General features: G+C 66.2%; 18 protein-coding genes. 7 read left to right on the plus strand and 11 right to left on the minus strand.

From position 1 onward, the window contains the following. Window positions 1–150 precede the first annotated feature (150 nt). The 5 genes from C8J43_RS06715 to C8J43_RS06735 form a co-directional block, all read right to left on the minus strand. Window positions 151–912, minus strand: a complete 762-nt coding sequence (locus tag C8J43_RS06715) for an ABC transporter permease (RefSeq protein WP_133030257.1) — start codon at window positions 910–912, stop codon at window positions 151–153. Then, entirely contained in the window at window positions 909–1,838 is a 930-nt protein-coding gene (locus tag C8J43_RS06720) for an ABC transporter ATP-binding protein (RefSeq protein ID WP_133030258.1), read from the minus strand. Before C8J43_RS06720 ends, C8J43_RS06715 begins: the two co-directional genes overlap by 4 nt. Before the next feature lie 168 nt (window positions 1,839–2,006). Beyond that, window positions 2,007–2,717, minus strand: coding sequence for a DsbA family protein (locus C8J43_RS06725; RefSeq protein ID WP_133030259.1), 711 nt, complete (start codon window positions 2,715–2,717; stop codon window positions 2,007–2,009). After that, the gene (locus C8J43_RS06730) at window positions 2,714–4,069 is read right to left on the minus strand and encodes a M48 family metalloprotease (protein ID WP_133030260.1); all 1,356 of its coding nucleotides are present in this window, start codon (window positions 4,067–4,069) and stop codon (window positions 2,714–2,716) included. The genes C8J43_RS06725 and C8J43_RS06730 overlap by 4 nt, the downstream gene beginning before the upstream one ends. Before the next feature lie 740 nt (window positions 4,070–4,809). Next, window positions 4,810–7,761 carry a ribonuclease E/G gene (locus C8J43_RS06735; protein ID WP_243645454.1) on the minus strand — a complete coding sequence of 984 codons (2,952 nt, stop codon included), beginning with the start codon at window positions 7,759–7,761 and terminating at the stop codon, window positions 4,810–4,812. A 540-nt stretch (window positions 7,762–8,301) separates the two neighbouring features. On the opposite strand from C8J43_RS06735, the gene C8J43_RS06740 reads away from it, so the two are divergent. Next, complete coding sequence (locus C8J43_RS06740) at window positions 8,302–9,543, plus strand: N-acetylmuramoyl-L-alanine amidase (protein ID WP_133030261.1); 1,242 nt, start codon at window positions 8,302–8,304, stop codon at window positions 9,541–9,543. A 237-nt stretch (window positions 9,544–9,780) separates the two neighbouring features. After that, on the plus strand, window positions 9,781–11,754 hold the full coding sequence (locus tag C8J43_RS06745; RefSeq protein WP_243645455.1) for an oligopeptide transporter, OPT family: 1,974 nt from the start codon (window positions 9,781–9,783) through the stop codon (window positions 11,752–11,754). 251 nt (window positions 11,755–12,005) lie between these two features. Here C8J43_RS06745 and C8J43_RS06750 read toward each other — a convergent pair whose 3' ends face one another. The 3 genes from C8J43_RS06750 to queF form a co-directional block, all read right to left on the minus strand. After that, window positions 12,006–13,289, minus strand: a complete 1,284-nt coding sequence (locus C8J43_RS06750; RefSeq protein WP_056051630.1) for a glycoside hydrolase family 130 protein — start codon at window positions 13,287–13,289, stop codon at window positions 12,006–12,008. A gap of 64 nt (window positions 13,290–13,353) precedes the next feature. Further along, the gene (locus C8J43_RS06755) at window positions 13,354–15,624 is read right to left on the minus strand and encodes a glycosyltransferase family 4 protein (RefSeq protein ID WP_133030262.1); all 2,271 of its coding nucleotides are present in this window, start codon (window positions 15,622–15,624) and stop codon (window positions 13,354–13,356) included. Between the two features lie 146 nt (window positions 15,625–15,770). Further along, on the minus strand, window positions 15,771–16,229 hold the full coding sequence (gene queF / locus C8J43_RS06760) for a preQ(1) synthase (protein ID WP_133030263.1): 459 nt from the start codon (window positions 16,227–16,229) through the stop codon (window positions 15,771–15,773). 163 nt (window positions 16,230–16,392) lie between these two features. Between queF and C8J43_RS06765 the strand changes: the two genes are divergently transcribed. From C8J43_RS06765 to C8J43_RS06785, 5 genes are all read left to right on the plus strand, one after another. Continuing rightward, complete coding sequence (locus tag C8J43_RS06765) at window positions 16,393–17,940, plus strand: cryptochrome/photolyase family protein (RefSeq protein ID WP_133030264.1); 1,548 nt, start codon at window positions 16,393–16,395, stop codon at window positions 17,938–17,940. Between the two features lie 24 nt (window positions 17,941–17,964). Beyond that, window positions 17,965–18,795 carry a sulfurtransferase gene (locus C8J43_RS06770; protein WP_133030265.1) on the plus strand — a complete coding sequence of 277 codons (831 nt, stop codon included), beginning with the start codon at window positions 17,965–17,967 and terminating at the stop codon, window positions 18,793–18,795. Further along, window positions 18,792–19,988, plus strand: a complete 1,197-nt coding sequence (metC, locus tag C8J43_RS06775) for a cystathionine beta-lyase (RefSeq protein WP_133030266.1) — start codon at window positions 18,792–18,794, stop codon at window positions 19,986–19,988. Before C8J43_RS06770 ends, metC begins: the two co-directional genes overlap by 4 nt. An 18-nt stretch (window positions 19,989–20,006) precedes the next feature. Continuing rightward, window positions 20,007–20,654, plus strand: a complete 648-nt coding sequence (bluB, locus tag C8J43_RS06780; protein ID WP_133030267.1) for a 5,6-dimethylbenzimidazole synthase — start codon at window positions 20,007–20,009, stop codon at window positions 20,652–20,654. A gap of 221 nt (window positions 20,655–20,875) precedes the next feature. Next, complete coding sequence (locus tag C8J43_RS06785) at window positions 20,876–21,727, plus strand: TorF family putative porin (RefSeq protein WP_060526552.1); 852 nt, start codon at window positions 20,876–20,878, stop codon at window positions 21,725–21,727. A gap of 286 nt (window positions 21,728–22,013) precedes the next feature. Here C8J43_RS06785 and C8J43_RS06790 read toward each other — a convergent pair whose 3' ends face one another. The 3 genes from C8J43_RS06790 to C8J43_RS06800 are packed head-to-tail and all read right to left on the minus strand — an operon-like array spanning window position 22,014 to window position 25,915. Further along, on the minus strand, window positions 22,014–22,442 hold the full coding sequence (locus tag C8J43_RS06790; RefSeq protein WP_056051615.1) for a DUF3035 domain-containing protein: 429 nt from the start codon (window positions 22,440–22,442) through the stop codon (window positions 22,014–22,016). Next, complete coding sequence (lspA, locus tag C8J43_RS06795; protein WP_133030268.1) at window positions 22,435–22,938, minus strand: signal peptidase II; 504 nt, start codon at window positions 22,936–22,938, stop codon at window positions 22,435–22,437. Before lspA ends, C8J43_RS06790 begins: the two co-directional genes overlap by 8 nt. Next, the gene (locus C8J43_RS06800; protein WP_133030269.1) at window positions 22,931–25,915 is read right to left on the minus strand and encodes an isoleucine--tRNA ligase; all 2,985 of its coding nucleotides are present in this window, start codon (window positions 25,913–25,915) and stop codon (window positions 22,931–22,933) included. Before C8J43_RS06800 ends, lspA begins: the two co-directional genes overlap by 8 nt. Window positions 25,916–25,980 lie beyond the last annotated feature (65 nt).

Consider the following 25,980-nt stretch of genomic DNA (forward strand, 5'->3'; position numbering starts at 1 on the left):
GGCCTTCGCCGGGGTGGGATACTTGTTTAGGGCGGTGAACCAACCTCCCATGTTTCCCCGCGAAGGCGGGGACCCAGACTGGGCTCCCGCCTTCGCGGGAGAACAAGGGCGAACGAACTTACACTACCGACCTAGGCGGCCTCCGCGCGATCAGTTCTTCATCCGCCAGCCGGTTTTGAAGATCCAGGCGATCGCGATCAGGCACACCGCGAGGAAGCCTGCCGTCACCGCCAGGCTCACCCCGACCGCCACATCACCCTGCCCAAAGAAGCTCCAGCGGAAGCCGCTCACCAGATACACGACCGGGTTGAACAGGCTGAACGTCCGCCAAGGCTGGGGCAGCATGTCGATCGAGTAGAACGCGCCGCCGAGGAACGTCAGCGGCGTGATCAGCAGCGCGGGGACGAAGTTCAACTGCTCAAAGCCGTTCGCCCACACGCCGATGATGAACCCGAACAGGCTGAACGCGACCGCGGTAAGGATCAGGAACGCGATCATCGCGAACGGATGCTCGATGCGCAGCGGCACGAAGAACGAGGCGGTGGCCAGGATGATAAGTCCTAGGATCACCGACTTGGTGGTTGCCGCACCGACATAGCCGATCACCATCTCCATCGCCGAGACGGGCGCCGACAACAGCTCGTAGATCGTGCCGGTGAATTTAGGGAAGTAGATGCCGATCGACGCGTTCGAGATGCTCTGCGTGAGCAGCGACAGCATGATCAGGCCGGGGACGATGAAGCTGCCATAGCCGACGCCGCCGACCTGCTGCATCCGGCTGCCGATCGCGCCGCCGAAGACGATGAAATACAGCGAGGTGGTGAGGACGGGGGTGACGAGGCTCTGCCACAGCGTGCGCAGCGCGCGCGCCATTTCGAAGCGATAGATCGCCCAGATGCCGTGAGTGTTCATGCGCGTTCCCCCACCAGGTCGACAAAGATGTCTTCGAGGCTCGACTTGCTGGTTTCGAGATCCTTGAAGCCGATGCCTAGTTCGCTGAGTTTGCGGAGCAGCGACGGGATGCCGGTGTGATCGGCCTGCGCGTCGAACACGTAGCGCAGGCGCTTGCCGTCGTCTTCCAGCGACAGGTCCCACTCTGCGAGGTCGGCGGGAAGCGCCGTCATCGGGTCCTGGAGCGCGATGTCGAGTTCGCGCTTGCCGAGCTTCTTCATCAGCGACGCCTTGTCGTCGACGAGGAGCAGTTTGCCCTTGTTGATGACGCCGACGCGGTCGGCCATTTCCTCGGCTTCCTCGATGTAGTGCGTCGTCAGGATGATCGTCGTGCCGCCTTCGCGCAGGCGGTGGACGAGCTTCCACATGTCGCGGCGCAATGCGACGTCGACGCCTGCGGTGGGCTCGTCGAGGAACAGGATTTCGGGTTCGTGCGCGAGCGCTTTCGCGATCAGGACGCGACGTTTCATCCCGCCGGAGAGTTCGCGGATCTTCGCGTCGCGCTTGTCCCAGAGCGAGAGGTCGCGGAGCACCTGTTCGATGTACGCGCTGTGGCCCGAACGGCCGAAGAGGCGGCGGCTGAAGGTGACGGTGGCGAGCACCGTCTCGAACATGTCGACGTTGAGTTCCTGCGGCACGAGGCCGATGCGGCTGCGCGCCTGCTTGTAGTCGCGGATCGCGTCGTAGCCGGCGACCTTGATCGTGCCGGCGGACGGCGTGACGATGCCGCAGATGATGCTGATGAGCGTCGTCTTGCCCGCGCCGTTGGGGCCGAGGAGGGCGAAGATCTCGCCTTTCTGGATGTCTAGGTCGACGGGGTGGAGGGCTGTGGTGCCGCTCTTGTAGGTCTTGGTGACGCCCGCGATGGACAGGATCGGTTCGGTCATTGGCACCCCTTTTTGTGAGGGGAAGATGGGGGTGGGACGTGCCTATTGATAGGGGGGCGGGCTACCCAAATCCCGTCATCCTGGGCTCGACCCAGGATCCAGAGCCATGCGCGTTCCGATTGTGGCTCTGGATCCTGACTTTCGTCAGGATGACAGGAGTGGGTGGTATTAGCCAGCGCGGGCTGCTGCTACGGCTTTTTGCAGGTCTTCGAGCGGCAACGCGCCGGACAGGACCCGGTCGCCGACCACCCAGCTAGGCGTGCCGGTCATGCCGAGCTTGGCGGCGGTTTCCATGTTCTTGGCGATCTCGGCGTCGGCGGTCTTGGTGAAGCTCGCCTGCGTCGTGTCTACCCCGGCCTTGCTCGCAGCCGCGGCGATCGAGACGTCGCTGACCGGGCCGCCGGCGTAGAGCGCGTCGTGGAAGGTGGCGAACTTGCCCTGTTGCGCGGCGGCGAGGCTGGCGCGAGCCGCGATGCGGCTTTCGGCGCTGAGGATCGGGAGTTCGCGGAAGACCACGCGGATTTTCGGGTCGGCAGCGATCAGCTTGGCGATCATCGGCAGGCTCGCGCGGCAATATCCGCAATTATAGTCGAAATACTCGACGAGCGTGACGTCGCCCTTGGGGTTGCCGGCCCAGGCGTTGCCGAACGGCGTGACGATCGCGTCGCGGTTGGCGGTGACGGTCTTGCCCGACTCGCGGTCGCGGAGTTTTTCCATCGCCTCGGGGAGGATTTCGGGGTGCGCCAGCACATAGTCGTGGACGATCGATTCGACCTGTGTGCGCTCGACGCCGCCACCCTGGCGGTCAAAGGCCCAGACCGCGAGGCCTCCGATGACGGCGCCCGCGACCGCGATCGCCGGGAATGTAAGTTTGCTCATTTGCGGCGCTTATACTGCTTGGGATTGTCGTCCATCTCGTTCTGCGCGGCCATCGCGATATCCTGCGCGCGGATCCAGTCGGTGGTGTTCGCGGGGATGTTCGCGAGCGCATATTGCGCGCTCGCCGACGCGGTCCGCATGTCGCCGCCCATGCTCGCGCGCTCGGCGGTGGCCAGCGCGGCGCGCGCGGTATCGCCGGTCAGTTCGTAGACGGTGCCGAGCTGCATCCAGGCGAACGGGTTCTGGTCGTCGCGACCTACCGCCGTGCGCAACACGCGAGTCGCCTCGGGGTAGTTAGCCTTGTTCTCGGTCGCGATCAGCGCGTGGCCGAAGGTCGTGGCGATCAGCGGGTTGTTGCGCGAACCTTCGGTGGCTTCGCGCAGGGGGATGAGCGACTCGGTCGGCTTGCCGGCTTCGAGCAAAATCTGCCCCTTGATCTCGAGGAAATACGGGTCGGTCGGCTCGGCCTTTACCAGTGCGTTTGCCTCGGCATCGGCTTTGTCGGGGTAGCCGGCTTTGTGGTACGCGTAGGCGCGGGCGTAGTGGGCGTAGATCGACTGGTTGCTGGGCGGGTAGGCCTGGAGCGTCTGGTCGGCGGGCATGACGTAGCCGGCGAGCTTGGCCTTCACGCGGCGGAAGCGTTCCTCGAGCGCGGCGTCGGGTTTGTTGGCCCAGGCGGGCGAGGCTTGGAGGTCGGCGGTGAGCGTCGCGACGCGCTCGCCGGACAGCGGGTGCGACTGCATGAACGGATCGATGTTGGCGGTGCCGAAGCGGTATTCCTGCTGCTGCAGTTTCTTGAAGAAGCTGAGCATGCCGCGGCCGGAGACGTTCGCCTCGCGCAGGAATTTCGCGCCGGTCGCGTCTGCGGTCGATTCCTGGACGCGGCTGAACGAGAGGTAGCTGCCCATCGCCGCCTGCTGGCCTGCGGCCATGATGCCGGCGCCGGCCTCGCCGCTGCCCGCCGCCATCGCGGCGAGGCCGAGCACCATCGAGAGCAGGTACATGCCCATTGCCGGCTTGGTGCCGCGGTCGGCGAGGACGACGTGGCCGTCGGCGATGTGGCCGAGCTCGTGCGCGATGACGCCCTGGACTTCGTTGGCGTTGTCGGCGGCCTGGATGAGGCCTGAGTGGACGTAGACGGTCTGCCCGCCGGCGACGAACGCGTTGATCGATTCGTCGTTGATGAGGACGACCTTCACGTCGCGCGTCGAGAGCCCGGCCGCCTTGATCAGCGGGTTCGACATCTCCGCGAACATGGTTTCGGTTTCGGCGTCGCGGAGGATCGACTGGGCCTGAAGGGGCGTCGTCCAGAGGAGGAGGGCGGTGGCTGCGGCGGCTACTAGACGCTTCATATTACGGGGTATCGTCGATTGGGGGCGGGGGGGCAATGGTCGTGCGGTCGGGCGTGCGGTGGAGTGAAGTATAGGAAGTGCAGACGCTGGGAGCGGTTTTGCGGGGGGGCGGGGATGGGGGTTTGGCATTGGGGGAGGGGAGCAGGGTTTGGGAGTGTAGGACAGGGGTTTGCGGGGGGCTGTTGGGTCGCTGGAGGCATGTCGTGCTGGTTTCTCTCCCACCGTCATCCCAGCGAAAGCTGGGATCTCCCCGTTTGGCGGGTGTCGCGTGCCATGTGGGATACCCCAGCTTTCGCTGGGGTGACGGGTTTTGGCTTGCGGTGGGGGTGGGTGGTTTGGAGTGGCATGAGACGCGTTCGAGACGTTGCCGCGCAATAGCTACCACCCCGGCGGAGGCTGGGGTCCAATTGGGGGACCGGCTAGCTGAGGGTGGCGCTCAATTATTGCCACCTTTCCAATTGGGCCCCGGCCTTCGCCGGGGTGGTGGTGGGTGGGGGAGTTCGGCGTGTCTTACGAAGGCGCTGGAACACAAACCTCGCACCGCCCTCGTGTCGTGTTCACCCGCGAAGGCGGGTGCCCAGTCTGGGTCCCCGCCTTCGCGGGGATACAAGCTTTTCTCGTTCGCCACGTGAGGCATTGGGCGCTCACGGATATCGTGCTGCCGGAGGATCGCTTCCCCACAAACGAAAACGGGCGCGGCCTTTCGGTCGCGCCCGTTTCTTTAGTTACAGCGTCCGGCGTTAGCCGAAGGTGCGCTGCCACCAGCCGCGGCGGGGGGCGCCGTCGGGGTCGTCGTTGGTGTCCGAGGTCGCGACGTCCTGGGGCTGGACTTCGGCCTTGGGCGGGGTGGTTGCGATCGGCTCGGCGAGCGGTTCGCTGGTCGGGGCGGCATCGCCGGCATCGACCACCGCTGCTTTCCGCGGACGACCGCGGGGCTTGGCGACCTTGGCAGGCGCTTCCTCGACTACCGGCGCTTCGACCACTGCGTCCGACGCCTTGCGACGCGCACGCTTGGGTTTCGGCGCCGACGCTTCGATGGTCTCGGCGGGCGTTGCGCTCACCTCGTCCATCGTGGCTTCCGCAACCGCCTCGCGACGGCGACGGCCGGGCTTGGGTGCAGCCGGCTCGGCAGCGACGGGCTCCGGAGCGATCGGCTCAGGAACCACTGGCTCCGGCACAACCGTCTCGGCGTCCGCTTCGACCGCGCGTGGCTTGCGACCACGACGTGCCTTGGGGGCTGCATCGGCGACCGCCTCGGCGATGTTCGCCGCTGCGGCTGCTGCACGAGCACGCGGACGACGGCGCATCTTCGGACCCTCGGCGACTTCCGCCACCGGGGCTTCCTCGACGACCGGCTCGAACGCCGGCTCGTAAGGCGGCTCGGCATAGGTCGATTCGACCGGCTCGTACGCTTCCGGCTCGGGGGCCTCGGCGATCAGCAGGGCGTCGTCGACGCTGCTGACGGCGACCGACTGGCCGTTCTCGGCGCCCTGCTCGTTGCGGCGACCGCCACGACGTCCCCGACGACCGCGACGACGACGACCTTCGCCCTCTGCGCCATTGGCCTGCTCGGATGGCGCACCAGCCGAAACCATTTCGCCACCGCCGACTTCGACGATGTCGCCCTCGACCTCGTCGATTTCCTCGACGTTGGTGTCGGCGTCCTCGAAATTACCGTCCTCGTTGACGCCCTCTGCGGCACCTTCCTCACCGGGACGTGCACGACCGCGACGACCGCGACGACGACGACGCTTCTTGCCGCCTTCACCATCCGCATCGCGAGCCTCACGGGGCGCACGCTGCTCGCCATTGCCCTCGCGGGGCTCACGCCCCCCCTCACGACGGCGCGGCTGCTCGGCCTCGGCCTCCTCGACTTCTTCTTCCTCGATCTCGTCCTCGATCTCCTCGGGGAGGTCGTCCTCGTCTTCCTCGATGATCTGGACGAACTTCGGGGCGTGCGCGGGCGGCGGGCCGCTCGCCTCGACCGTCATGTGCGCGCCTTCCTCGTCCTGGCCGGGGATGATCTCGACGATCACGCCGTAGCGATCCTCGATCTCGGCGATGTCGGCACGCTTGCGGTTGAGGATGTAGACCGCCGCTTCCTGGCTAGCGCGCAGGGTGAGCAGCGAACCGCGACCGCGTGCGGCCTCGTCCTCGATCAGGCGGAGTGCGGAGATGCCCGACGAGGATGCGGTGCGAACGAGGCCGGTGCCCTCGCAATGCGGGCAGGCGCGGGTCGACGCTTCGAGCACGCCGGTGCGCAGGCGCTGGCGGCTCATTTCCATGAGGCCGAACGACGAGATGCGGCCGATCTGGATACGCGCGCGATCGTTCTTGAGCGCCTCCTTCATCGCCTTCTCGACCTTACGGACGTTGGAATTGTTATCCATGTCGATGAAGTCGATGACGACGAGCCCGGCCATGTCGCGCAGGCGGAGCTGGCGGCCGATTTCCTGGGCTGCCTCGAGGTTGGTCGCGGTCGCGGTCTGCTCGATCGAATGCTCGCGCGTCGACCGGCCGGAGTTGATGTCGATCGAGACGAGCGCCTCGGTCGGGTTGATGACCAGATAACCGCCCGACTTCAGCTGGACGACGGGGTGGTACATCGCGGCAAGCTGATCCTCGACGCCGGCGCGCTGGAACAGCGGCACGGGGTCGGCGTAATGCTTGATGCGCCGCGCGTGCGTCGGCATCAGCAGGCGCATGAACTCGCGCGCCTGGCGATAGCCGTCCTCGCCCTCGACGATGACCTCTTCGATTTCCTTGTTGTAGATGTCGCGGATCGCGCGCTTGATCAGGTCGCTGTCGCCGTAGACGAGCGCGGGGGCCGACGCCTTGAGCGTGGCTTCGCGGATGCCGTCCCACAGGCGGGCGAGGTAATCGAAGTCGCGCTTGATCTCGACCTTCGAGCGCTGGAGGCCCGCGGTGCGGACGATGCAGCCCATCGACGGCGGCAACTGCATGTCGGCCATGATCGTCTTGAGGCGCTTGCGATCGCCCGCGTTCGAGATCTTCCGCGAGATGCCGCCGCCGTGCGACGTGTTCGGCATCAGCACGCAGTAGCGACCGGCGAGGCTCAGGTACGTGGTCAGCGCCGCGCCCTTGTTGCCGCGCTCCTCCTTGACGACCTGTACCAGCAGTACCTGGCGGCGATGGATCACGTCCTGAATCTTGTAGCGGCGACGCAGGTTCATGCGACGCTCGCGCAGGTCCTCGACCGCGGCATCGTCGGCGCTCGGCTTGCGTTTCCGTCGCGGGGCTTCGCCGGATTCGCCGCCCTCGAGTTCCTCGGCGACGTCGGGGTCTACACCGCCATCGTCCTCGAAGCGTTCGATGTCGTCCTCGTCGTCACCCTCTTCGTCATCCGAGTCGTAGTCGGCGCGCAGGGCGGCTTCCTCGGCGGCGTGCTCGGCTTCCTCACGGAGCAGCGCGTCGCGATCTTCCTTGGGGATCTGGTAGTAATCGGGGTGGATTTCGCTGAATGCAAGGAAGCCGTGGCGATTGCCGCCGTAATCGATGAACGCCGCCTGGAGCGACGGCTCAACCCGCGTGACCTTGGCGAGGTAGATATTGCCCTTGAGCTGCTTGCGTTCGGCACTCTCGAAATCGAATTCCTCGATCCGGTTACCCTTGACGACTGCGATCCGGGTCTCTTCCCGGTGGCGTGCGTCGATCAGCATGCGCGTTGTCATTATAGATTCTCCGCGCGCGCGCCGGGCCTGTCGGCAGCCGTCGCGCGCTTAATGGTGGGGCGGTCGGGCACGGACGCCCGGACTCGCGGATGGTATGCGAAACTGCCTCTGCGCGAAGTGCATGCCGCGGGAACTCTCCCTGCGGCGCCCGCACGACCGCGAGTCCGTCGGCGAAGGCCGGTCGGAGTGCGGGGCGGGGGGAATGCGTCATTCGAGCGTCAACCTGAATTGCCGCGCCGGCGAGAATCCGCTGGCGGGCGTCGAGACCGGCGCGTCGCTGGTAAAAACTAGGCGACACACGGCTGTACGACAGGACTAGCACTGCATACCCGATCTCGCAACTAGCCCCGGAACCGTCGCTTTCGCGGGCGTTTCGGCTCGAAATAGGGGCAGCGAGGCGCAGACTTGCCGGGGCGGCAGAGCCTTGCCGGCAAATACGTGGCAAACGGCAAATTAACCGCACTGCGCAACCGCGTCTTGTGATGCGAGGCGCTATCGCTCGCTCACAGAGATCGGATGTATCGATCAAAGGGGTGTAGCATGGGTTTTCGCTGGACCGGCGGCAGGGCCGCACGGCAAGGACGCGAGGTGTTGACGGTCATCGCCCTCATCGCCGGCTGGCTGGCGAGCGTCCCCGCCTGGGCCGCGACCGTGCAGAGCGTCGCGATCCGGGACGGGCGGATCGTCATCCGCTTCGACGAGGCCGTCGGCGATGCCGCCAGCCGCGTGCTGACCGGCCCGCGCCAGATCGCGGTCGACGTGTCGGGCGCTACGCCGGGGCGGGAGGTCGCCGCGCGCGGGCTTGTCACCGGCGTCACGCAGATGCGCAGTGGTCGGTCGGGGATGCGGATGGTGTTCGATCTGGCCGAGCCGGCGATCGTGACCGATGGCGGGTTCGACTCCGATGGCCGCGAGCTGACGCTGGCGTTGCGCACGGTCGATTACGATCAGTTCGCAGAAGCCGGGATCGCCGGGCCGCTGAACTTCTTCCCGTTCAATTTCGGCGCTGCGTCGCGGCCCAAGTACAAGGTCTCGGTGCCGGTGCCGCCCAAGGCGCGGGGTATGAAACTGCCGCGCGTGCAGGGCGACGATACGCGGCCGCTGGTGGTGATCGATGCGGGGCATGGCGGTGTCGATCCGGGGGCGATCGGGCCTAACGGGCTGCGCGAGAAGGACGTGACGCTGAAGGTCGCCAAGGCGATCCGCGACGAGTTGCTCGCATCGGGGCGCGTGCGCGTGGCGCTGACGCGGAACGACGACCGCTATCTGATCTTGCGCGAGCGGTATGGCGTCGCGCGGCGGCTGAAGGGTGATCTGTTCATCTCGATCCACTGCGATAGCACGGGTTCCGAGAACGCGACCGGCGCGACCGCGTACACGTTGTCCGAGGTGGCTTCGGACAAGGAGGCGGCGCGGCTGGCGGCGCGCGAGAACAAGGCGGACGTGATTTCGGGCGTGAACCTCGGCGAGGCGCCCGCGGACGTGTCGTCGATCCTGATCGACCTGACGCAGCGCGAGACGATGAACGCGTCGGCGACCTTCGCGCGGTTGCTCGGGCGGGAGGCCAGGCCGTTGATGCCGTTGAAGGCGAACTTCCATCGGATGGCGTCGCTGATGGTGCTGAAGGCGCCGGACATGCCGTCGATCCTGTTCGAGACGGGGTATATCTCGAACCCGCAGGACGCGGCGTTCCTGGATAGCGAAGAGGGGCGGCACCGGATCGCGGAGAGCGTTACGCGGGCGGTCGAGGTGCATTTCGCGCGACGGATGGCGGCGCGGTAGGGTTCGCTTCCGAGGACGGGTCGGTCCCTTCCTCCTTGTTCTGATGCAAGATGCGGCTCCCTCAGCCCTTCGTCACCCCGGACCTGTTCCGGGGTCCACCCTTCCGCAAACTCACGTCTCTCGATCATGCGGAACGGTGGATGCCGGAACGAGCCCGGCATGACGGAAGGGGCGGCGGTAGTTGCGCTCCAACAGCTTACGCGGCATTCGGGGACCTGAATTTTCAGGACACACCAGATGACCGACGCGACGCGGGGCGTAACCGACACGGGCCCCGAGACCAGCATGCGCGAGCTTACTTTCCGCGGGATCGTGCTCGGCGGGATCATCACGCTGCTGTTCACCGCAGCCAACGTGTATCTCGGGCTCAAGATCGGACTGACCTTCGCGACCTCGATCCCCGCCGCGGTGATCTCGATGGCGGTGCTGCGGTTGTTCAAGGATTCGACGATCCTCGAGAACAACATCGTCCAGACGATCGCGTCCGCCGCCGGCACTCTCGCCGCGATCATCTTCGTGCTGCCGGGACTGGTGATGATCGGCTGGTGGCAGGGCTTTCCGTTCTTCACCACCGCGGCGATCACGATGTTCGGCGGTGTGCTCGGTGTGCTGTTCTCGGTACCGCTGCGCAGGGCGCTCGTCGTCGACACTGTGCTGCCGTATCCGGAAGGCCGCGCGGCTGCCGAGGTGTTGAAGGTCGGCGCGGGCAGTCGCGAGGGCGGTGAGGAAAGCGCGCGCGGGCTCGGCATCATCGTGGCCAACGCGGTCGTCTCGGCCGGTTTCGCGATCCTGACGCAGACCAAGCTCGCCGCCGCCGAGGCCGCGACGTGGTTCCGCGTCGGCGCGGGCGCGACCGGGATCTCGGGCGGGCTGTCGTTTGCGCTGCTCGGTGCGGGGCATCTGGTCGGGATTTCGGTCGGCATGGCGATGTTTGCGGGCGTGGTGATCGGCTGGTGGATCCTGCTGCCGATCCTGACCTCGGGTGGCAGCGTCACCGGCACCGCCGAGGTGATCGCCAACACCGTGTTCCGATCGGACGTGCGCTTCTTCGGCGCGGGCGTGATCGGGGTCGCGGCGATCTGGACGTTGTTGAAGATTGCCGGGCCGGTGGTCGGCGGCGTGCGTTCGGCGTTGGCGGCCTCTGCGGCCAAGCGTGGCGGCGAAGTGCTGGCTCTCGAAGAGCGCGACATTCCGATCGGGATCGTCGGGATCGGTTCGCTGGCGATGCTGGTGCCGATCGGTATCCTGCTTTGGACCGTCTTGCAGGGCGGCCCGCTGGAGGCTTCGGCGATCGGGCTGATCGCGGGGAGCCTGGTGTTCATCCTCGTCATCGGTCTCGTGATCGCGGCGGTCTGCGGGTACATGGCTGGGCTGATTGGCGCGTCGAACTCGCCGGTGTCGGGGATCGGTATCCTCGCCATCCTCGCCGCGTCGATCCTGCTGGTGTCGTGGTTCGGCCGCGCGGTCGAGCCGGGGACGACGCAGGCGCTGGTTGCCTACGGGCTGATCGTGACGGGGATCGTGTTCGGGATCGCGACGATCTCGAATGACAATCTGCAGGATCTGAAGACCGGGCAGCTGGTCGGCGCGACGCCGTGGAAGCAGCAGGTCGCCTTGCTGATCGGCGTGGTATTCGGGTCGATCGTCGTGCCGCCTGTGTTGAACCTGCTGGGGAGCACGCTCGGGTTTGCGGGGGCGCCGGGGGCGGGGCCGAATGCGCTGGCTGCGCCTCAGGCGGCGTTGATCTCGGCGCTCGCGAAGGGCGTGCTGGGGGGCAATCTCAACTGGGCGATGATCGGGTATGGGGCGCTTACCGGTGTGGTCGTGATCGCGGTCGACGAGTTGCTCGGCAAGGCGGGGAAGCTGCGGTTGCCGCCTCTTGGGGTAGGGCTCGGTGTGTATTTGCCGATGTCGGTGACGTTGCCGGTGACTATCGGGGCTGTCGTCGGGTTTGCGTATGATCGTTGGGCGGACCGGGCTCGGGATCCTGAGTTGGCCAAGCGGATGGGGGTGCTGACCGCTACCGGGATGATCGTCGGGGAGTCGCTGTGGGGCGTCGGCTTTGCGGGGATTGTGTACCTGACCAACAAGGAGACGCCGTTGGCTCTCGTTGGGGACGGGTTTGCGAGCGTGGCGTTGGTTGGCGGGACGCTGCTGTTCGCGGTGCTGACTTGGGTGATGTACCGGCGGACTATGGCGGCTTCGCGGTAAGCTTGTTTCCCCGCGAAGGCGGGGATCCAGACTGGGCTCCCGCCTTCGCGGGAGAACAAGATTGGGTTGAGACCTTGGTCCATTCCACCACCCCGGCGGAGGCCGGGGCCTAATTGGGAAGGTGGGAGTAACGGAGCGCAGTTCGCCGTTATCTGCGTCCCGCAATTGGGCCCCGGCCTTCGCCGGGGTGGTGCTTACGCGGGGGTAGTGCTTACGCGTGGGAGAAGGATGGCGTCCGTGAGACGCCCCCCTCACTTCATCGCAGCAAGCATGTCCTTGATCGGCACGAACGCGAAGCCGACCGAGCTGTCAGCGATCCCGTACGGCATGAAGATCGTATCGCCATGCTTCAGCGCACCACAGCTGTAGACGACGTTGGGCACATACCCCTCGCGGTCCTGGTCCTTCGCCGCCAAAATCGGCTGGCTCGTCCGGCCGATCACCTTCGACGGATCGTCCTTGTCGAGCAGCACCGCGCCGATCGAGTATTTCCGCATCGCGCCGACGCCGTGCGTCAGCAGCAGCCAGCCCTCGTCGAGCTCGATCGGCGGGCCGCAATTGCCGATCTGCACCAGCTCCCACGGGTATTCGGGCGTCAGGATCTTCTCGCCGTCGTCCCAGTCGGTCAACGTGTCCGACTTGAGCAGGAACAGGTTTTCGCCGTCCTGCCGGCCGATCATCATGTACTGGCCGTTCACCTTCCGCGGGAACAGCGCCATGCCCTTGTTGCGCGCGGCCGGGCCGGTCATCGGCACGAGGTCGAATGCGCGGAAATCGCGGGTGCGCATCAGTTCGGACTGGATCACCGAACCGTTATACGCGGTGTAGGTGCCGATCCACTCATAGTCGCCGTCCTCGTGCTGGAAGCGGACGATGCGGAGATCCTCGAGGCCCTTCGACTGCGCCTGCGTGATCGGGAAGATCACCGTGCCGCTCAGCGTGCTGTCGCGGTGGCGATAGACGGTGACGGGGCCGATCGGCATCTCGTCCTCGCCGCTGCCGACCGCATCGGTCGCGGTCGCGAACGGCGGTTCGGGCGCGAGCTTCATCTGGTTTTCGCAGGTGATGATGCCCTCGCGGAACGCGACCGACGAGATGTGACCCTCGCCTACGGCGCGCAACGACATGAGAATGCGCATCGAGCCCGGCGGCATGCCCGACTGGTCGAAATGCGGCACGGCGCTGGGGTTCATCAGCGCGGCGGCGGCATAGCTGTATTCGTGGCAGAAATACGCGCCGATCAGCTGGCGCTTCTCGTCGCCGATCTCCGCGCCGTTCAGCCCGAGCATGTCCTCGATCTGATCGTAGCGCGTCATGAACACGCGTCGCGTCTGCCAGTGGCGTGCCTCGAAATCCTTCAGCACGACCTCGAGCTGCGCGCGCGCCTGTGCGGGCGACATTTCCAGCACTTCGCCGACGAGCCGCTCGGTGCGGCTCGGTGCGCCGCCATGACCGCCCCAGGCGATATGGAACGGCCGCACGACGACACGCGAAGGGTCCGCGTGCAGCCGCAGCTGGTGGTTGAACAGATCCATCGTAGCAGTGCCCCGCGTCGTTCCACTCAGCGCACCGTCGCCTGTCAGGCTGTCTCTAGCGTGGCTAGGCGACGACGCGCGCCGCTCCTGCCACGCTTTGCGCTGCCTTTGATACCCCTGAAATGGCACAACTTGCGAGTTGGAGCGCCAAAATCGACTCGGCACCCTGGTTTCGGTTGAGCCCGGTCGGCATCAAACCGTCGTAGCAACCGCCGTCCGCGACGCTGGCGAGCGGCAGGTCGAGGTCGTTGACGCCGAGGAACCAGCCGTACGCGCGCAACGCCTCGTCACGCCAGCGCACGTCGCCGGTCGCGTCATACGCTGCGGCGCACGCATCGACGGTCGCCTGCGCTTCCAGCGGCTGCTGGTCGAACTGCAACGGCTCGGCATAGGGGCGGTTGAAGCTCTCCGACCCGACCGCGCGGAAGCGACCCTCCGGCGAGGTCTGCTTGGCGACGATCCAGTCGAGCGTGGCGAGACCGCAGTCGATCAGGTCCTGACGCCCGAGCGCCTGGCCTGCGCGGATCAGCGCCTGCGGGAGGCGCGTATTGTCATAGGCGAGAACGATTTCGAACCACTGCCATTCCGGACGGCGCGCCTTGGCGAGCAGGTCGAGATGTACCTTGGGGAAGGCTTCGAGGATCGACAGGGACAGTTGGTGACCGGGCTTGGCCTCCAGCATTGCCGCCGCACCGAGCATCGCGAACGCCTGGGCACGCAAGGAGCCGAGTTCGAGCGCCATCGACGCGGTGGAATCGAACATCGCGGTCGCCCAGTCGCGGTGCTTGGCGGCCTGCGCATCGCGCGCGGTGACGCCGAGCGACCAGAGCGTGCGGCCGTTCGAATCTTCCGAGCCCGAATCCTCGCACCAGGTGCGATCGAAGTTCATGAAGTTGCGGAACCGGCGCGTGTCCGGGTTCCACGCATACTGTACGAACGACGCGTAGATCGTCATCCACTTGTCGCGCGTGACGTCGTCGAGATCGGGCAGTGCGCTCATCAGCATCAGCGCGCGGCAATTGTCGTCGATGCAGTAGCCGTGGCGACGATCGGGGATCGAATAGATCGAATGCTGGAGCATGCCGGTCGAATCGCTCATCCGCTCGACCGCGGCGAAATCAGGCGTCAGCTGCTTCAGCGGGGCTGGCACCTTGGCGAGGCGAAAAGGGCGCGCCGCCACGATCGCACGGATCTCCGTCATCATCGCCTCGGCGAGCTTCGGCCAGATCATCGTGCGGCCGCGCGCATAGGCACGCTCGGCCAGACGATTGCGATCGCGGTCGTTCGACATCAGCGCATCGATCTCGCGCGCGAACGCATCGACGTCGCCGAACGGGACGAGGACGCCGTGGCCATCCGCGAGGATTTCGGTCGCGTGCACGTACGGCGTCGAGATGACGGGTTTGCCGACACCGATCGCGTAGCTGAGCGTGCCCGACGTGATCTGCGCGGGGTTGGTGTACGGCGTCACATAGACGTCCGCTGCCTGGAGATAATCGAGCAGTTCGCCATGCTCGAGGAAGGCATCGACGAACGACACGTTGTCGGCGACGCCCTTCTCGGCGGCGAGCGCCTTCAGCTTGTCGCGGTACTTCTCGCCCTCGTACGCGACGAGGTTCGGGTGGGTCGCGCCAAGCACGACGTACAGCAGGTCGGGATGCTTCGCGATCACCGCAGGCAGCGCGTTGATGACCGTCTCGATCCCCTTGTTGGGAGCGAGCAGGCCGAACGTCAGCATGACTTTCCGGCCTTCCCAGCCGAACTTGTCTTTCAGCACGGCGGGATCGAGCAGGTCGCGGTCGGGCACGCCGTGCGGGATCATGACGATCTGGCGCGAATTCGCACCGTAGACGCGCTGGAGAATGTCGCGGCCACGCTCGGCCATGACGACCACGCGGGCAGCGCGACGCAGCAGTCCTTCGAGCACGCGGCGCTCGTCGGCGTTGGGCTTTTCGAGGATGGTGTGCAGCGTGACGATGACGGGCAGCGTCGTGCGATCGAGCAATGCGAGTATATGCTCGCCTGCCGGGCCACCGAAGATGCCATATTCGTGCTGGAGCCAGATCGCCTGCGCACCACTGGCCTCGATCTTCCGTGCGGTGTCGATATAGGCCGACAGCTCGGGCTCGGGGATCGTGCCCGTGACTTCGGCCGGGTAGTCGTATTTGCCGGGGTGATCGTCCATCGCGTAGACGTCGACGGCGATCTCGGGGAAGCGCGCGCGCATGGCCGTGAAAACGTCGGTCGTGAAAGTGGCGATGCCGCACTGTCTCGGCAGGAAATTACCGATCAGCGCCAGTCGCGCGATATTCCCACCGTCCGCCGGTTTCACCATACCCTGTCCCTCGTTTGAGCGCGCACTTCTGGGAGAACCCGGTCGCGCATCCATTTGAACGGTTCAGGTAGCATAAAGTTTCATCACATACTGCACTGCAGCACGGGAATAATATCAATCTAAATCAAATCGATATTTCAGGCGCCTCAACCGCGACCGCGATACGAGGCGACTCCCTGGTCCGGCAGCCACAGATCTTGCGGCGGTGCACTCGATTGCCAGAACACGTCGATCGGGATTCCGCCACGCGGATACCAATAGCCGCCGATGCGCAGCCACACCGGTTTCATCTCGTCGAACAGGCGCTCGCCGATGCCCACGGTGCAATCCTCGTGGAACCCGGCGTGGTTGCGGAAGCTGCTCAGGAACAGTTTGAGCGACTTGGATTCGACGATCGTCTCGCCCGGCACATAGTCGATCACGAGGTGCGCGAAGTCGGGCTGGCCGGTGACGGGGCACAGCGACGTGAACTCGGGCGCCGCGAACCGCACCAGATACGTCCGGCCCGGCCGCGGGTTCGGAACATAATCGAGCACGGCCTCTTCTGGAGAGGCGGGGAGGGCGCTGTTCTGGCCGAGATGCAATGGGTTGGCGGGTGCGGTCATAGTGCGCCATGTAGGATGCGATTCGAATGCCGCAAAGTGGGTGATGCTTTCCTCCGTCATGCCGGGCTCGTTCCGGCATCCACCCGTCCGCGGACTCCACGGGCGGCGAGCGTGCGGAACGGTGGACCCCGGAACAGGTCCGGGTGACGGAGTGGGTGCTGATATGACGACGACACTCGTACCGATCCTCGGCGACCAGCTCACGATCGACCTCGCCTCGCTCCGGGACTGTGATCCCGAAACCACGATCGTGCTGATGATGGAGGTCGACGAGGAGACGACCTACGTCCGTCACCACAAGCGCAAGATCGCGTATATCCTGTCGGCGATGCGCCACCATGCCGAGGCGCTGCGCGAAGCCGGGTGGACGGTCGAATACACGCAGCTCGACGACCCCGACAACGCCGGCAGCTTCACCGGCGAGATCGCGCGTGCGGTCGAGCGGCATGACCCCGAACGGATCGTCGTCACCGAGGGCGGCGAGTGGCGCGTGATGGCGATGCTCGAAAGTTGGGAGACGCTGTTCGGCATCCCCGTCGAAATCCGCAGCGATGATCGTTTTCTCGCCAGTCATGCCGATTTCGAGACCTGGGCGGCGGAGCGCAAATCGCTGACGATGGAGTGGTTCTATCGCCAGATGCGGACGCGGACCGGGTTGTTGATGACCGCCGGCAAGCCCGAGGGCGATCGCTGGAACTTCGACAAGGAGAACCGCAAACCCGCCAAGAACGACCTGCTGATGCCGCGTCCGCTAGTGTTCGTGCCGGATGCGATCACGCAAGGCGTGCTGGCGCTGGTGGCGGAGCGGTTCGCGGATCATCCGGGGAGTCTCGACGGGTTCGAGTACGCCGTGACCGCGAAGGATGCGGAGCGGCAGGCGACGAATTTTTTCAAGCACGCGCTCGCGCAGTTCGGCGACTACGAGGACGCGATGCTGACGGGCGAGCGGCATCTGTGGCACTCGATCCTGTCGCCGTACATCAACTCGGGGCTGCTCGATCCGCTCGACCTGTGCCGTCGCGCGGAGGCGGAGTATCGCGCCGGTCGAGCGCCGCTCAACGCGGTCGAGGGGTATATTCGCCAGATCATCGGCTGGCGCGAATATATGCGTGGGATCTACTGGCGCGAGGGACCGGAGTACGTCGAGCGCAACTTCCTCGATCATCACCGCGAACTCCCCGGCTGGTACTGGACCGGCGAGACCGACATGCATTGCCTGCGCGAGGCGATCGACCAGACGCTGGAGACCGCGCACGCGCATCACATCCAGCGGCTGATGGTCACGGGCAATTTCGCGCTGCTGATCGGCGCGGACCCGGCCAAGGTGCACCTCTGGTATCTGGAGGTGTATGTCGACGCGTATGAATGGGTCGAATTGCCCAATACGCTGGGGATGAGCCAGTTCGGCGATGGCGGCCTGCTCGGGTCGAAGCCGTATATTTCGTCGGGCGCGTATATCGACCGGATGTCCGATTATTGCGGGACGTGCCGGTATAACGTGAAGCAGCGGACCGGGCCCGATGCGTGTCCGTTCAACGCGCTGTACTGGGATTTCCTCGCGCGGCACGAGGACAAGCTGGGGCGCAACAACCGGCTGGCGATGCCATATCGCAACTGGGCGAAACAGTCCGAGGCGGACCGCGAGGCGACGCGTGCGCAGGCGGCCGGGTTCCTCGCCTCCCTCGACGCGAGCGGCCCGGCTGGCTACTGACCGATCGAGCACAAGGAGCCGCATATGGACGCGTTGGTAAGCACCGAATGGCTGGCGAACGAACTGGGCGCGAGTGATCTGCGGATCGTCGACGCGACCTACGCCGAGGGCCGCGATGCGGCAGCGGAGTATGAGGCGGCACATATCCCCGGTGCGGTGTTCATGAACCTCAGCGAGTTGCGCGATACCGACAGCGACCTGCCCAACACGCTGCCCTCGGCGGAGAAATTCGCGAGCCGGATGCAGACGCTGGGGCTCGGCGATGGCAGCCGGATCGTGCTGTACGACAGTTCCCCCTGGCACACGGCAGCGCGCGCGTGGTGGTTGCTGCGGCTGTTCGGCGCGCACAACGTGGCGATCCTCGATGGCGGTTTCGCCAAGTGGCAGGCCGAGGGGCGCGAGATCGCAACCGGCAAGGAAACGCCGCGGCATCGTCACTTCACGACCTGGGCGGACCTGAAGGGCGTGCGCGATCTCGACCAGATGAAGGCGAACGTCGCAAGCGGGGCGGAGCAGGTGCTCGACGCGCGCTCGGCGACGCGCTTCACCGGCGTGGAGGAAGACCCGCGCCCGGGCACCGCGCCGGGGCATATTCCGGGCTCGAAGAACCTGCCGCAGGGCGCGGTGTTCAACGCGGACGGGACGTGGAAGGCCGGCGACGCGCTGAAGGCCGAGTTCGACAAGGCAGGCATCGACTTGGCGAAGCCGATCGTGATGACCTGCGGCTCGGGTATCACCGCGTCGGTGCTCGCGTTCGGCGCGCACCTGCTCGGCAACGACGCGGCGCTGTACGACGGCAGCTGGTCAGAATGGGGCGGCGATCCCGAGACACCCAAGGCGACAGGAACGGCATGAGCGATACGAACAAGCCGGTCGGCGACGCGACCAAGGTCGTCCTCGCCGGTCGTCGCCCGGAATGGACTCAAGGTATCGTCAGCCCGCCGGTCTGGCGCGCCTCGACGATCCTCTATGATTCCGTCGGCCATCTCCGCGACAGCGCCACGCGCGATACGCATCACCGGCTGTTCTACGGGCGCAAGGGCACGCCGACGCAGTGGAGCCTCGCCGACGCGCTGACTTCGCTGGAGCCCGGTGCGGAGGGGACGTTCCTCTATTGCTCGGGTGTGGCTGCAATCGCGGCGGCCCTGCTGTCCGTGCTGTCGCCCGGCGACGAACTGCTGCTGGTCGACAGCGCCTATGACCCGACGCGCGGCATGGCGGGCGGGCTGCTCAAGCGGTTTGGCATCACCACGCGCTATTACGACCCGATGATCGGCGCGGGAATCGCGGACCTGATCAGTGACAATACGCGGGCGATCTTCATGGAAAGTCCCGGCTCCTTGAGCTTCGAAGTACAGGACGTGCCCGCGATCGTCGCTGCGGCCAAGGCGCGGGGCGTGACCACCCTGCTCGACAACACCTGGGCCACCCCGCTGTTCTTCCCCGCGATCGAGCGCGGCGTCGACCTGACGATCCTCGCCGGCACGAAATACGTCGTCGGCCATTCGGACGTGATGCTCGGCTCGGTCACCGCAGCGCCTGGCCATTTCAAGAAATTACGCGAGACGAGTTTCCAGCTCGGCCAGGTCGCCAGCCCCGACGATTGCTGGCTCGGCAGCCGGGGCCTGCGGACGATGGCGGTCCGCCTCGCGCAGCACCAGTCGAGCGCTCTCACCATTGCCAATTGGCTAAAAGGCCGCCCCGAAGTCGCGCAGGTGCTCCACCCGGCACTCCCCGACTGCCCCGGCCACGACTTGTTCGTCCGCGACTTCAAGGGCTCCAGCGGCCTGTTCTCGTTCGTCCTCAACGGCGGCGACGAGACATCGCGCGCCGCGTTGATCGACACGCTGCAACTGTTCGGCATCGGCTATAGCTGGGGCGGTTTCGAAAGCCTCGCCATCCCCGCCGACCCGCAGCGCCACCGTAGCGTCACCAAGCGCGAAGCCGCCGGCCCGATGGTCCGCCTCCAGATCGGTCTCGAAGACCCGGCCGACCTGATCGCCGATCTCGAAGCCGGGCTCGCCGCCTTCTCTGCCGCAAAGGTCTAGACGATTTCCGATCGACGCGTGTTCAAGCGGGAGGCTGACGCACCCATCTTCGGCCCTGCGTTCCAGGCCGAGCTGGACACGCTGTTCCGCTGGCGTCGAGACGTCCGGCGGTTTCGGCGCGATGCGTTGCCGAGCGGGCTGCTCGACCGGTTGCTAGAGACGGCGAACGCCGCCCCGTCGGTTGGGCTGAGCCAGCCGTGGCGGTTCGTCACGGTCGACGACCCCGCCCGCCGCGCCGCGGTCCGCGCCGATTTCGAGGCGTGCAATGCGGCGGCGCTGGCGACGCAGGATGGAACGCGGGCGGCGAACTACGCGCGGCTCAAGCTCGCGGGGCTCGAACAGGCGCCGTGTCATGTCGCGGTGTTCGTCGAACCCGACCCGGAGCAGGGCCACGGTCTCGGTCGCCGGACCATGCCCGAGAGCGTGGCGTATTCCGCCGTCATCGCGGTCCACACCCTGTGGCTTGCCGCCCGCGCGCACGGGATCGGCCTCGGCTGGGTCTCGATTCTGGACCCGTCACGCATCCGTACGATCCTCGACGTACCCGAAGCCTGGCAGCTCGTCGCGTATCTCTGCATCGGATACCCCGAGATCGACGCGGTCACCCCGGAACTGGAGCGCGACGGCTGGGAAAAACGGCGTTCGATCAGCATAGTGGCGCGCTGAAACGTACCTGCGGCCGGCGCCGACTACCCGGCGACACTGTGGCGCATGCGCAACATGCGTGCTGTCAAAGCCCGATTGTACGCAAGATTCGCTTGTGCGCTGCACCATGCGCTGTCATCCCGATGTCATCGTCGGAAAGACCGCGCTGGGGTTCGGCCCCTAAAGATGCGGCGTCCGCGGATGCAGGGCGGACATCGACTTCCGGTATCGAAAGGGAAACGATGCGCTTCACCACACTTCTTCTCGGCGGCATTGCTTTGGCTGCCGCAACGCCCGCGTTCGCGCAGGACGATACCGCGCCTCCCAAGGAGGTTACGGTCACGGGTTCGGTTGGTCTCGTCAGCGACTACCGCTTCCGCGGTGTGTCGCAGTCGGACGAGAACCTCGCGGTTCAGGGCGGCATCACGATCGCGCACAAGAGCGGCGTCTATATCGGCACCTGGGCGTCGAACCTGTCCGGCTGGGGCACGTTCGGCGGCGCCAACATGGAGCTCGACCTGATCGCCGGGTACAAGGTGCCGGTCGGCGGCGGCGCGCTCGATGTCGGTGCGACCTGGTACATGTATCCGGGCGGCTTCGACAACACCGACTTCATCGAGCCCTATGCCAAGCTGTCGGGCACCGCCGGCCCGGTCGCGCTACTCGCGGGCGTCGCCTATGCGCCCAAGCAGCAGGCGCTGGGGCCGTGGTACACCAACGGCACGTCGGCCGCGAACGGCGTGTACGACCGCGTCAACGCTAAGGACGACAACCTCTATCTATGGGGCGACGTCAGCAGCGGGATCCCGACCACCGGCGTGACCGTGAAGGCGCATGTCGGCTATTCGCGCGGCAACAAGGGCCTCGGGCCGTTCGCGACCAGCGTGTCGCCGACGGGTGAGTATTGGGACTGGCTGCTCGGTGCGGATTACGTGATCCCGACGACGCCGCTGACGCTGGGGGTCGCGTATGTCGACACCGATATCTCGAAGCGCGAATCGGCGTATCTCCAGCCGAGCTTCAGCCGTGGCCAGGATGGCACCGGTTCGATCGCCGGCGGCAAGGTCCTGGTGTCGCTGACCGCGGCGTTCTGATCGCTCTGGGGAGAGGGCTCCCATGAGCCTTGCTTCCCCGCGAAGGCGGGACCCCGACTGGGCTCCCGCCTTCGCGGGAGAACAAGACGGGTAGAGGTTTCGCAATACCAAAACCGTCATCCTGGGCTTGACCCAGGATCCAGAGCGGCAGGCGTTCCGCTCACGGCTCTGGATCCTGACTTTCGTCAGGATGACGGGGCGGGGAGCGGCGGAACGAGACCGGCAGACACGAAAAAGGGCGGCCCCGAGAGGAGCCGCCCTTTTTCGTACGACGGGAAGACCCCGATCAGTTCGCCTTGGCGCGGGCGTCCTGGCCGTCGCCTTCGGGGGCGGCGACGATGTCGCGAGTCGTGCTGCCCTTGTCGACGACGGTCGTGTCGGGATCGCCCGCGCTGGAGCGGATGCCGGGATCGTCCGAATCGGCGCCGGCATCGTTCAGCACGCCGGTCTCCGCCGGGCTGCGTGCGGCGGTGCCGCCGAACAGCGCGTCGAGCGTTTGCGCGTTGGCCGCGGTATCCTGCGGGCGGGCGGCGCCGGGCTGCGGCGGGACCAGCGCGAAGTCGGGCGGGATGACCAGCGGTGCCTGGCGCGCGACCGCGAACTCGTCGGGACGCGCACGATCGAGGCTCTTGCTCGTCGCACAGCCGGACAGGAGGACGACGGCGCTCGCTAAGGCGACGACGGGCCCGGCGGCCAGGGGTACGAACTTACGCATGGGAATTCTCCACAGGGGGCTTCTCGCGCACGAGGAGCGCCCGAACAAGCAGGACGAGCACGCCGACAGTAATCGCTGCATCGGCGACATTGAAGACCAAAAACGGGCGCCATTCGCCGATATGCAGGTCGCAGAAATCGACCACATAACCGAGCCGGATCCGGTCGAGGATATTGCCGATCGCCCCGCCGAGCACGAAGCCCAGCGCGACCTGGTCGGCGGGGTTCTTCTCGCGCGTCATCCACACCGCGACCCCGACCGCGATCGCGCCGGTCAGCAGCACCAGCGCCCAGCGGGTGAGGTGGCCGTCGGCGGGGAGCAGCCCGAGCGAGATGCCGATGTTCGGCACGAAGCGGAGGTCGAAGAACGACGTGATCGTCTGCGAATCGCCAAGCGAATCGATCCCGAGCGGCTTGGTCACCGCCCATTTGCTGAGCTGGTCGGCGAGGAAGAGGGCGGCAGCGGCGGCGAACCCGGCCTTGGGCAGGTTACGCATCGGCCACCACCTCGTCGCATCGGTTGCAGAGCTCGCCATCGACGCTCACCTCGGGAAGGTGGCGCCAGCACCGGCCGCATTTGTGGAAGTCGGTGCGCGTTACGGTGACCGCGTCGCCCGGCGTGACCTTGGCGACGATGAACGCTTCGGCCAGTTCCGCAGCTTCAATCGGCGCGAGAGGCGACATCGATTTGATCGTGACCTCTGCCTCCAAACTCGAGCGCACGGTCTTTTCGCGACGCATGGGTTCGATCGCTTCGGTAACCGTTTCGCGAAGTGCACGGATTTGCGTCCACTTCTTCCCGACCTCGACGCCGTCCTCCACCTCGGGCAGCGACGGCCATTCGAGGTAGTGCACCGAGCTGTCGTCGTTGGGGAAGCGCGACTGCCACACTTCTTCCGCGGTGAAGCAGAGCACCGGCGCGGCGTAGCGGACGAGCGCGTGGAACAGCACGTCGAGGACGGTGCGGTACGACCGGCGCTTGATGTCGTCGGTCGCGTCGCAATAGAGCGAATCCTTGCGGATATCGAAGAAGAACGCGGACAGGTCCTCGTTCGCGAAGTCGGTCAGCAGGCGCGTGTAGCGGTTGAACTCGTACGCTTCGGCCGCCTGGCGCAGTTCGGTGTCGATCATGCCGAGGCGGTGGAGCACGTAGCGCTCGAGCTCGGGCATGTCGGATACGGCGACGCGCTCCGACTCGTCGAAGTCTTCGAGCGCGCCGAGCATGTACCGGAACGTGTTGCGCAGCTTCCGATACGCGTCGGAGGCGGTGGCGAGCACTTCCTTGCCGATCTTCACGTCGTCGAAATAGTCGGTCGAGGCGACCCACATGCGCAGGATGTCCGCGCCGGACTCGCCGATGATCTTGAGCGGATCGACGACGTTGCCGAGCGACTTCGACATCTTCCGGCCCTGGCCGTCGAGCGCGAAGCCGTGCGTGAGGACCGCGTCGTACGGTGCGCGACCGCGCGTGCCGCAGCTTTCGAGCAGCGACGACTGGAACCAGCCGCGATGCTGGTCCGAGCCTTCGAGATACAGGTTCGCGCGCGTTCCCTCGCCGTAGCGCGCCTCGACCGTGAAGACGTGCGTGCAGCCGGAGTCGAACCAGACGTCGAGGATGTCCTTCACGACCTCATAGTCCGCGAGGTCGTAGTCGGGACCGAGCAGCGCCTGGTGGCCGTCGGCATACCACGCGTCCGCGCCGTTCTGGCGGAAGGCTTCGACGATGCGCGCATTGACGGCGGGGTCGTTGAGGTATTGGCCGGTGGCGCGGTCGACGAACAGCGCGATCGGGACGCCCCAGGCGCGCTGGCGCGAGATGACCCAGTCGGGGCGGCCCTGCACCATCGACGTGATCCGGTTTTCCGCACGCGCGGGGATCCAGGTGGTCGCGGCGATCGCGTCGAGCGCGATTTCGCGGAGCGTGGCGCCGTTGCCTGCTTCCGACTCCCTCTCCCCTGCGGGGAGAGGGCTGGGGTGAGGGGCTGTTCCGGGCGCAGCATTGCTGGGCTGCCCCTCACCCCGACCCTCTCCCCGGAGGGGAGAGGGAGCAGAAGACGAGTCCATCGGGATGAACCATTGCGGGGTCGCGCGGAAGATCACTTTCGCCTTCGAGCGCCACGAATGCGGGTAGCTGTGCTTGAAGTCGTCGCTCGCCGCGAGCAACGCACCAGCCTCGCGCAGGTCCGAGCAGATCGGGCCGTCGGCGCTCACGAACTTTTTGTTGATGACGCTGCCCTGGCCACCGAGCCACGCCCAGTCCGCACGGTACATCCCGGCGCCGTCGATCGCGAAGACCGGGTCGATGCCGTATTGCTTGCAGAGTTCGAAATCGTCCTCGCCGTGGTCCGGCGCCATATGGACGAGCCCGGTACCCGCGTCGGTCGTGACGAACGCGCCGGGGAGGAACGGCCGCGGCTTCGCGAAGAACCCGCCGAGCGCGTGCATCGGGTGGAGCACGGTTGCGTCGGCGAGGTCGGAGCCCTTCCCGCGCCAAAGTATCGCAGCGCTGCCCTCCTCTCCGTCACCCCGGCGGAGGCCGCGGCCCACGTCACCGCGGTCTCCCCCGTTGGTAAGTGGGTCCCGGCCTCCGCCGGGATGACGGGAGGAGAGGGTGCGGGCAAAAAAGCTGTCGATCAGCGCGTCTGCGATCAGGAAGCGACGGTCGCCGTCCGCTACCACAACATACTCGATCTCAGGCCCATAGCTCAGCGCCTGGTTCACCGGGATCGTCCACGGCGTCGTCGTCCAGATTACCGCATAGGCACCGACCAGTTCGGGCGCATTCGGCGCAGAGTCGATCTCGAACGCGACGTCGATCTGCGTGGAGACGATGTCCTCATACTCGACCTCGGCCTCGGCGAGCGCGGTCTTTTCGACCGGCGACCACATCACCGGCTTGGCGCCGCGGTACAGCTGGCCGCTCTCGGCGAACTTCAGCAGCTCGCCGACGATCGCGGCCTCGGCCTCGTACTTCATCGTCAGGTACGGATAGGCCCAGTCGCCCATCACGCCGAGCCGCTCGAACTCGGCCTTCTGCACGGCCACCCATTTCTCGGCATAGGCGCGGCATTCGGCGCGGAACTGGTCGACCGGCACGTCATCCTTGTCGAGCTTTTTCGCGCGGTACGCTTCCTCGACCTTCCACTCGATCGGCAGGCCGTGGCAGTCCCAGCCGGGGACGTAGGGCGCGTCCTTGCCCATCAGCGATTGCGAGCGGACGATGATGTCCTTCAGGACCTTGTTCATCGCGTGGCCCATGTGGATGTCGCCGTTCGCGTAGGGCGGGCCATCGTGCAGGATGAACCGCTCGCGCCCGAGCCGCTGTTCGCGCAACCGGTCGTAGATGCCGAGCTTGGCCCAGCGCTCCAGGATCGCCGGCTCCTTGGCGGCGAGACCCGCCTTCATCGGGAAGTCGGTCTTCGGCAGGAAGACGGTATCGCGGTAATCGCGGGCGGGCGCAGGAGTATCGGTCATAAGTGGGCCGGGCTGTAGCCGGTAGCGGCTCACGTTGCCATCCCTCTCCCTCGCGGAGAGGGGCG

The sequence above is a fragment of the Sphingomonas sp. PP-CE-1G-424 genome (genome assembly GCF_004341085.1).
In the GTDB taxonomy this organism is placed as follows: domain Bacteria; phylum Pseudomonadota; class Alphaproteobacteria; order Sphingomonadales; family Sphingomonadaceae; genus Sphingomonas.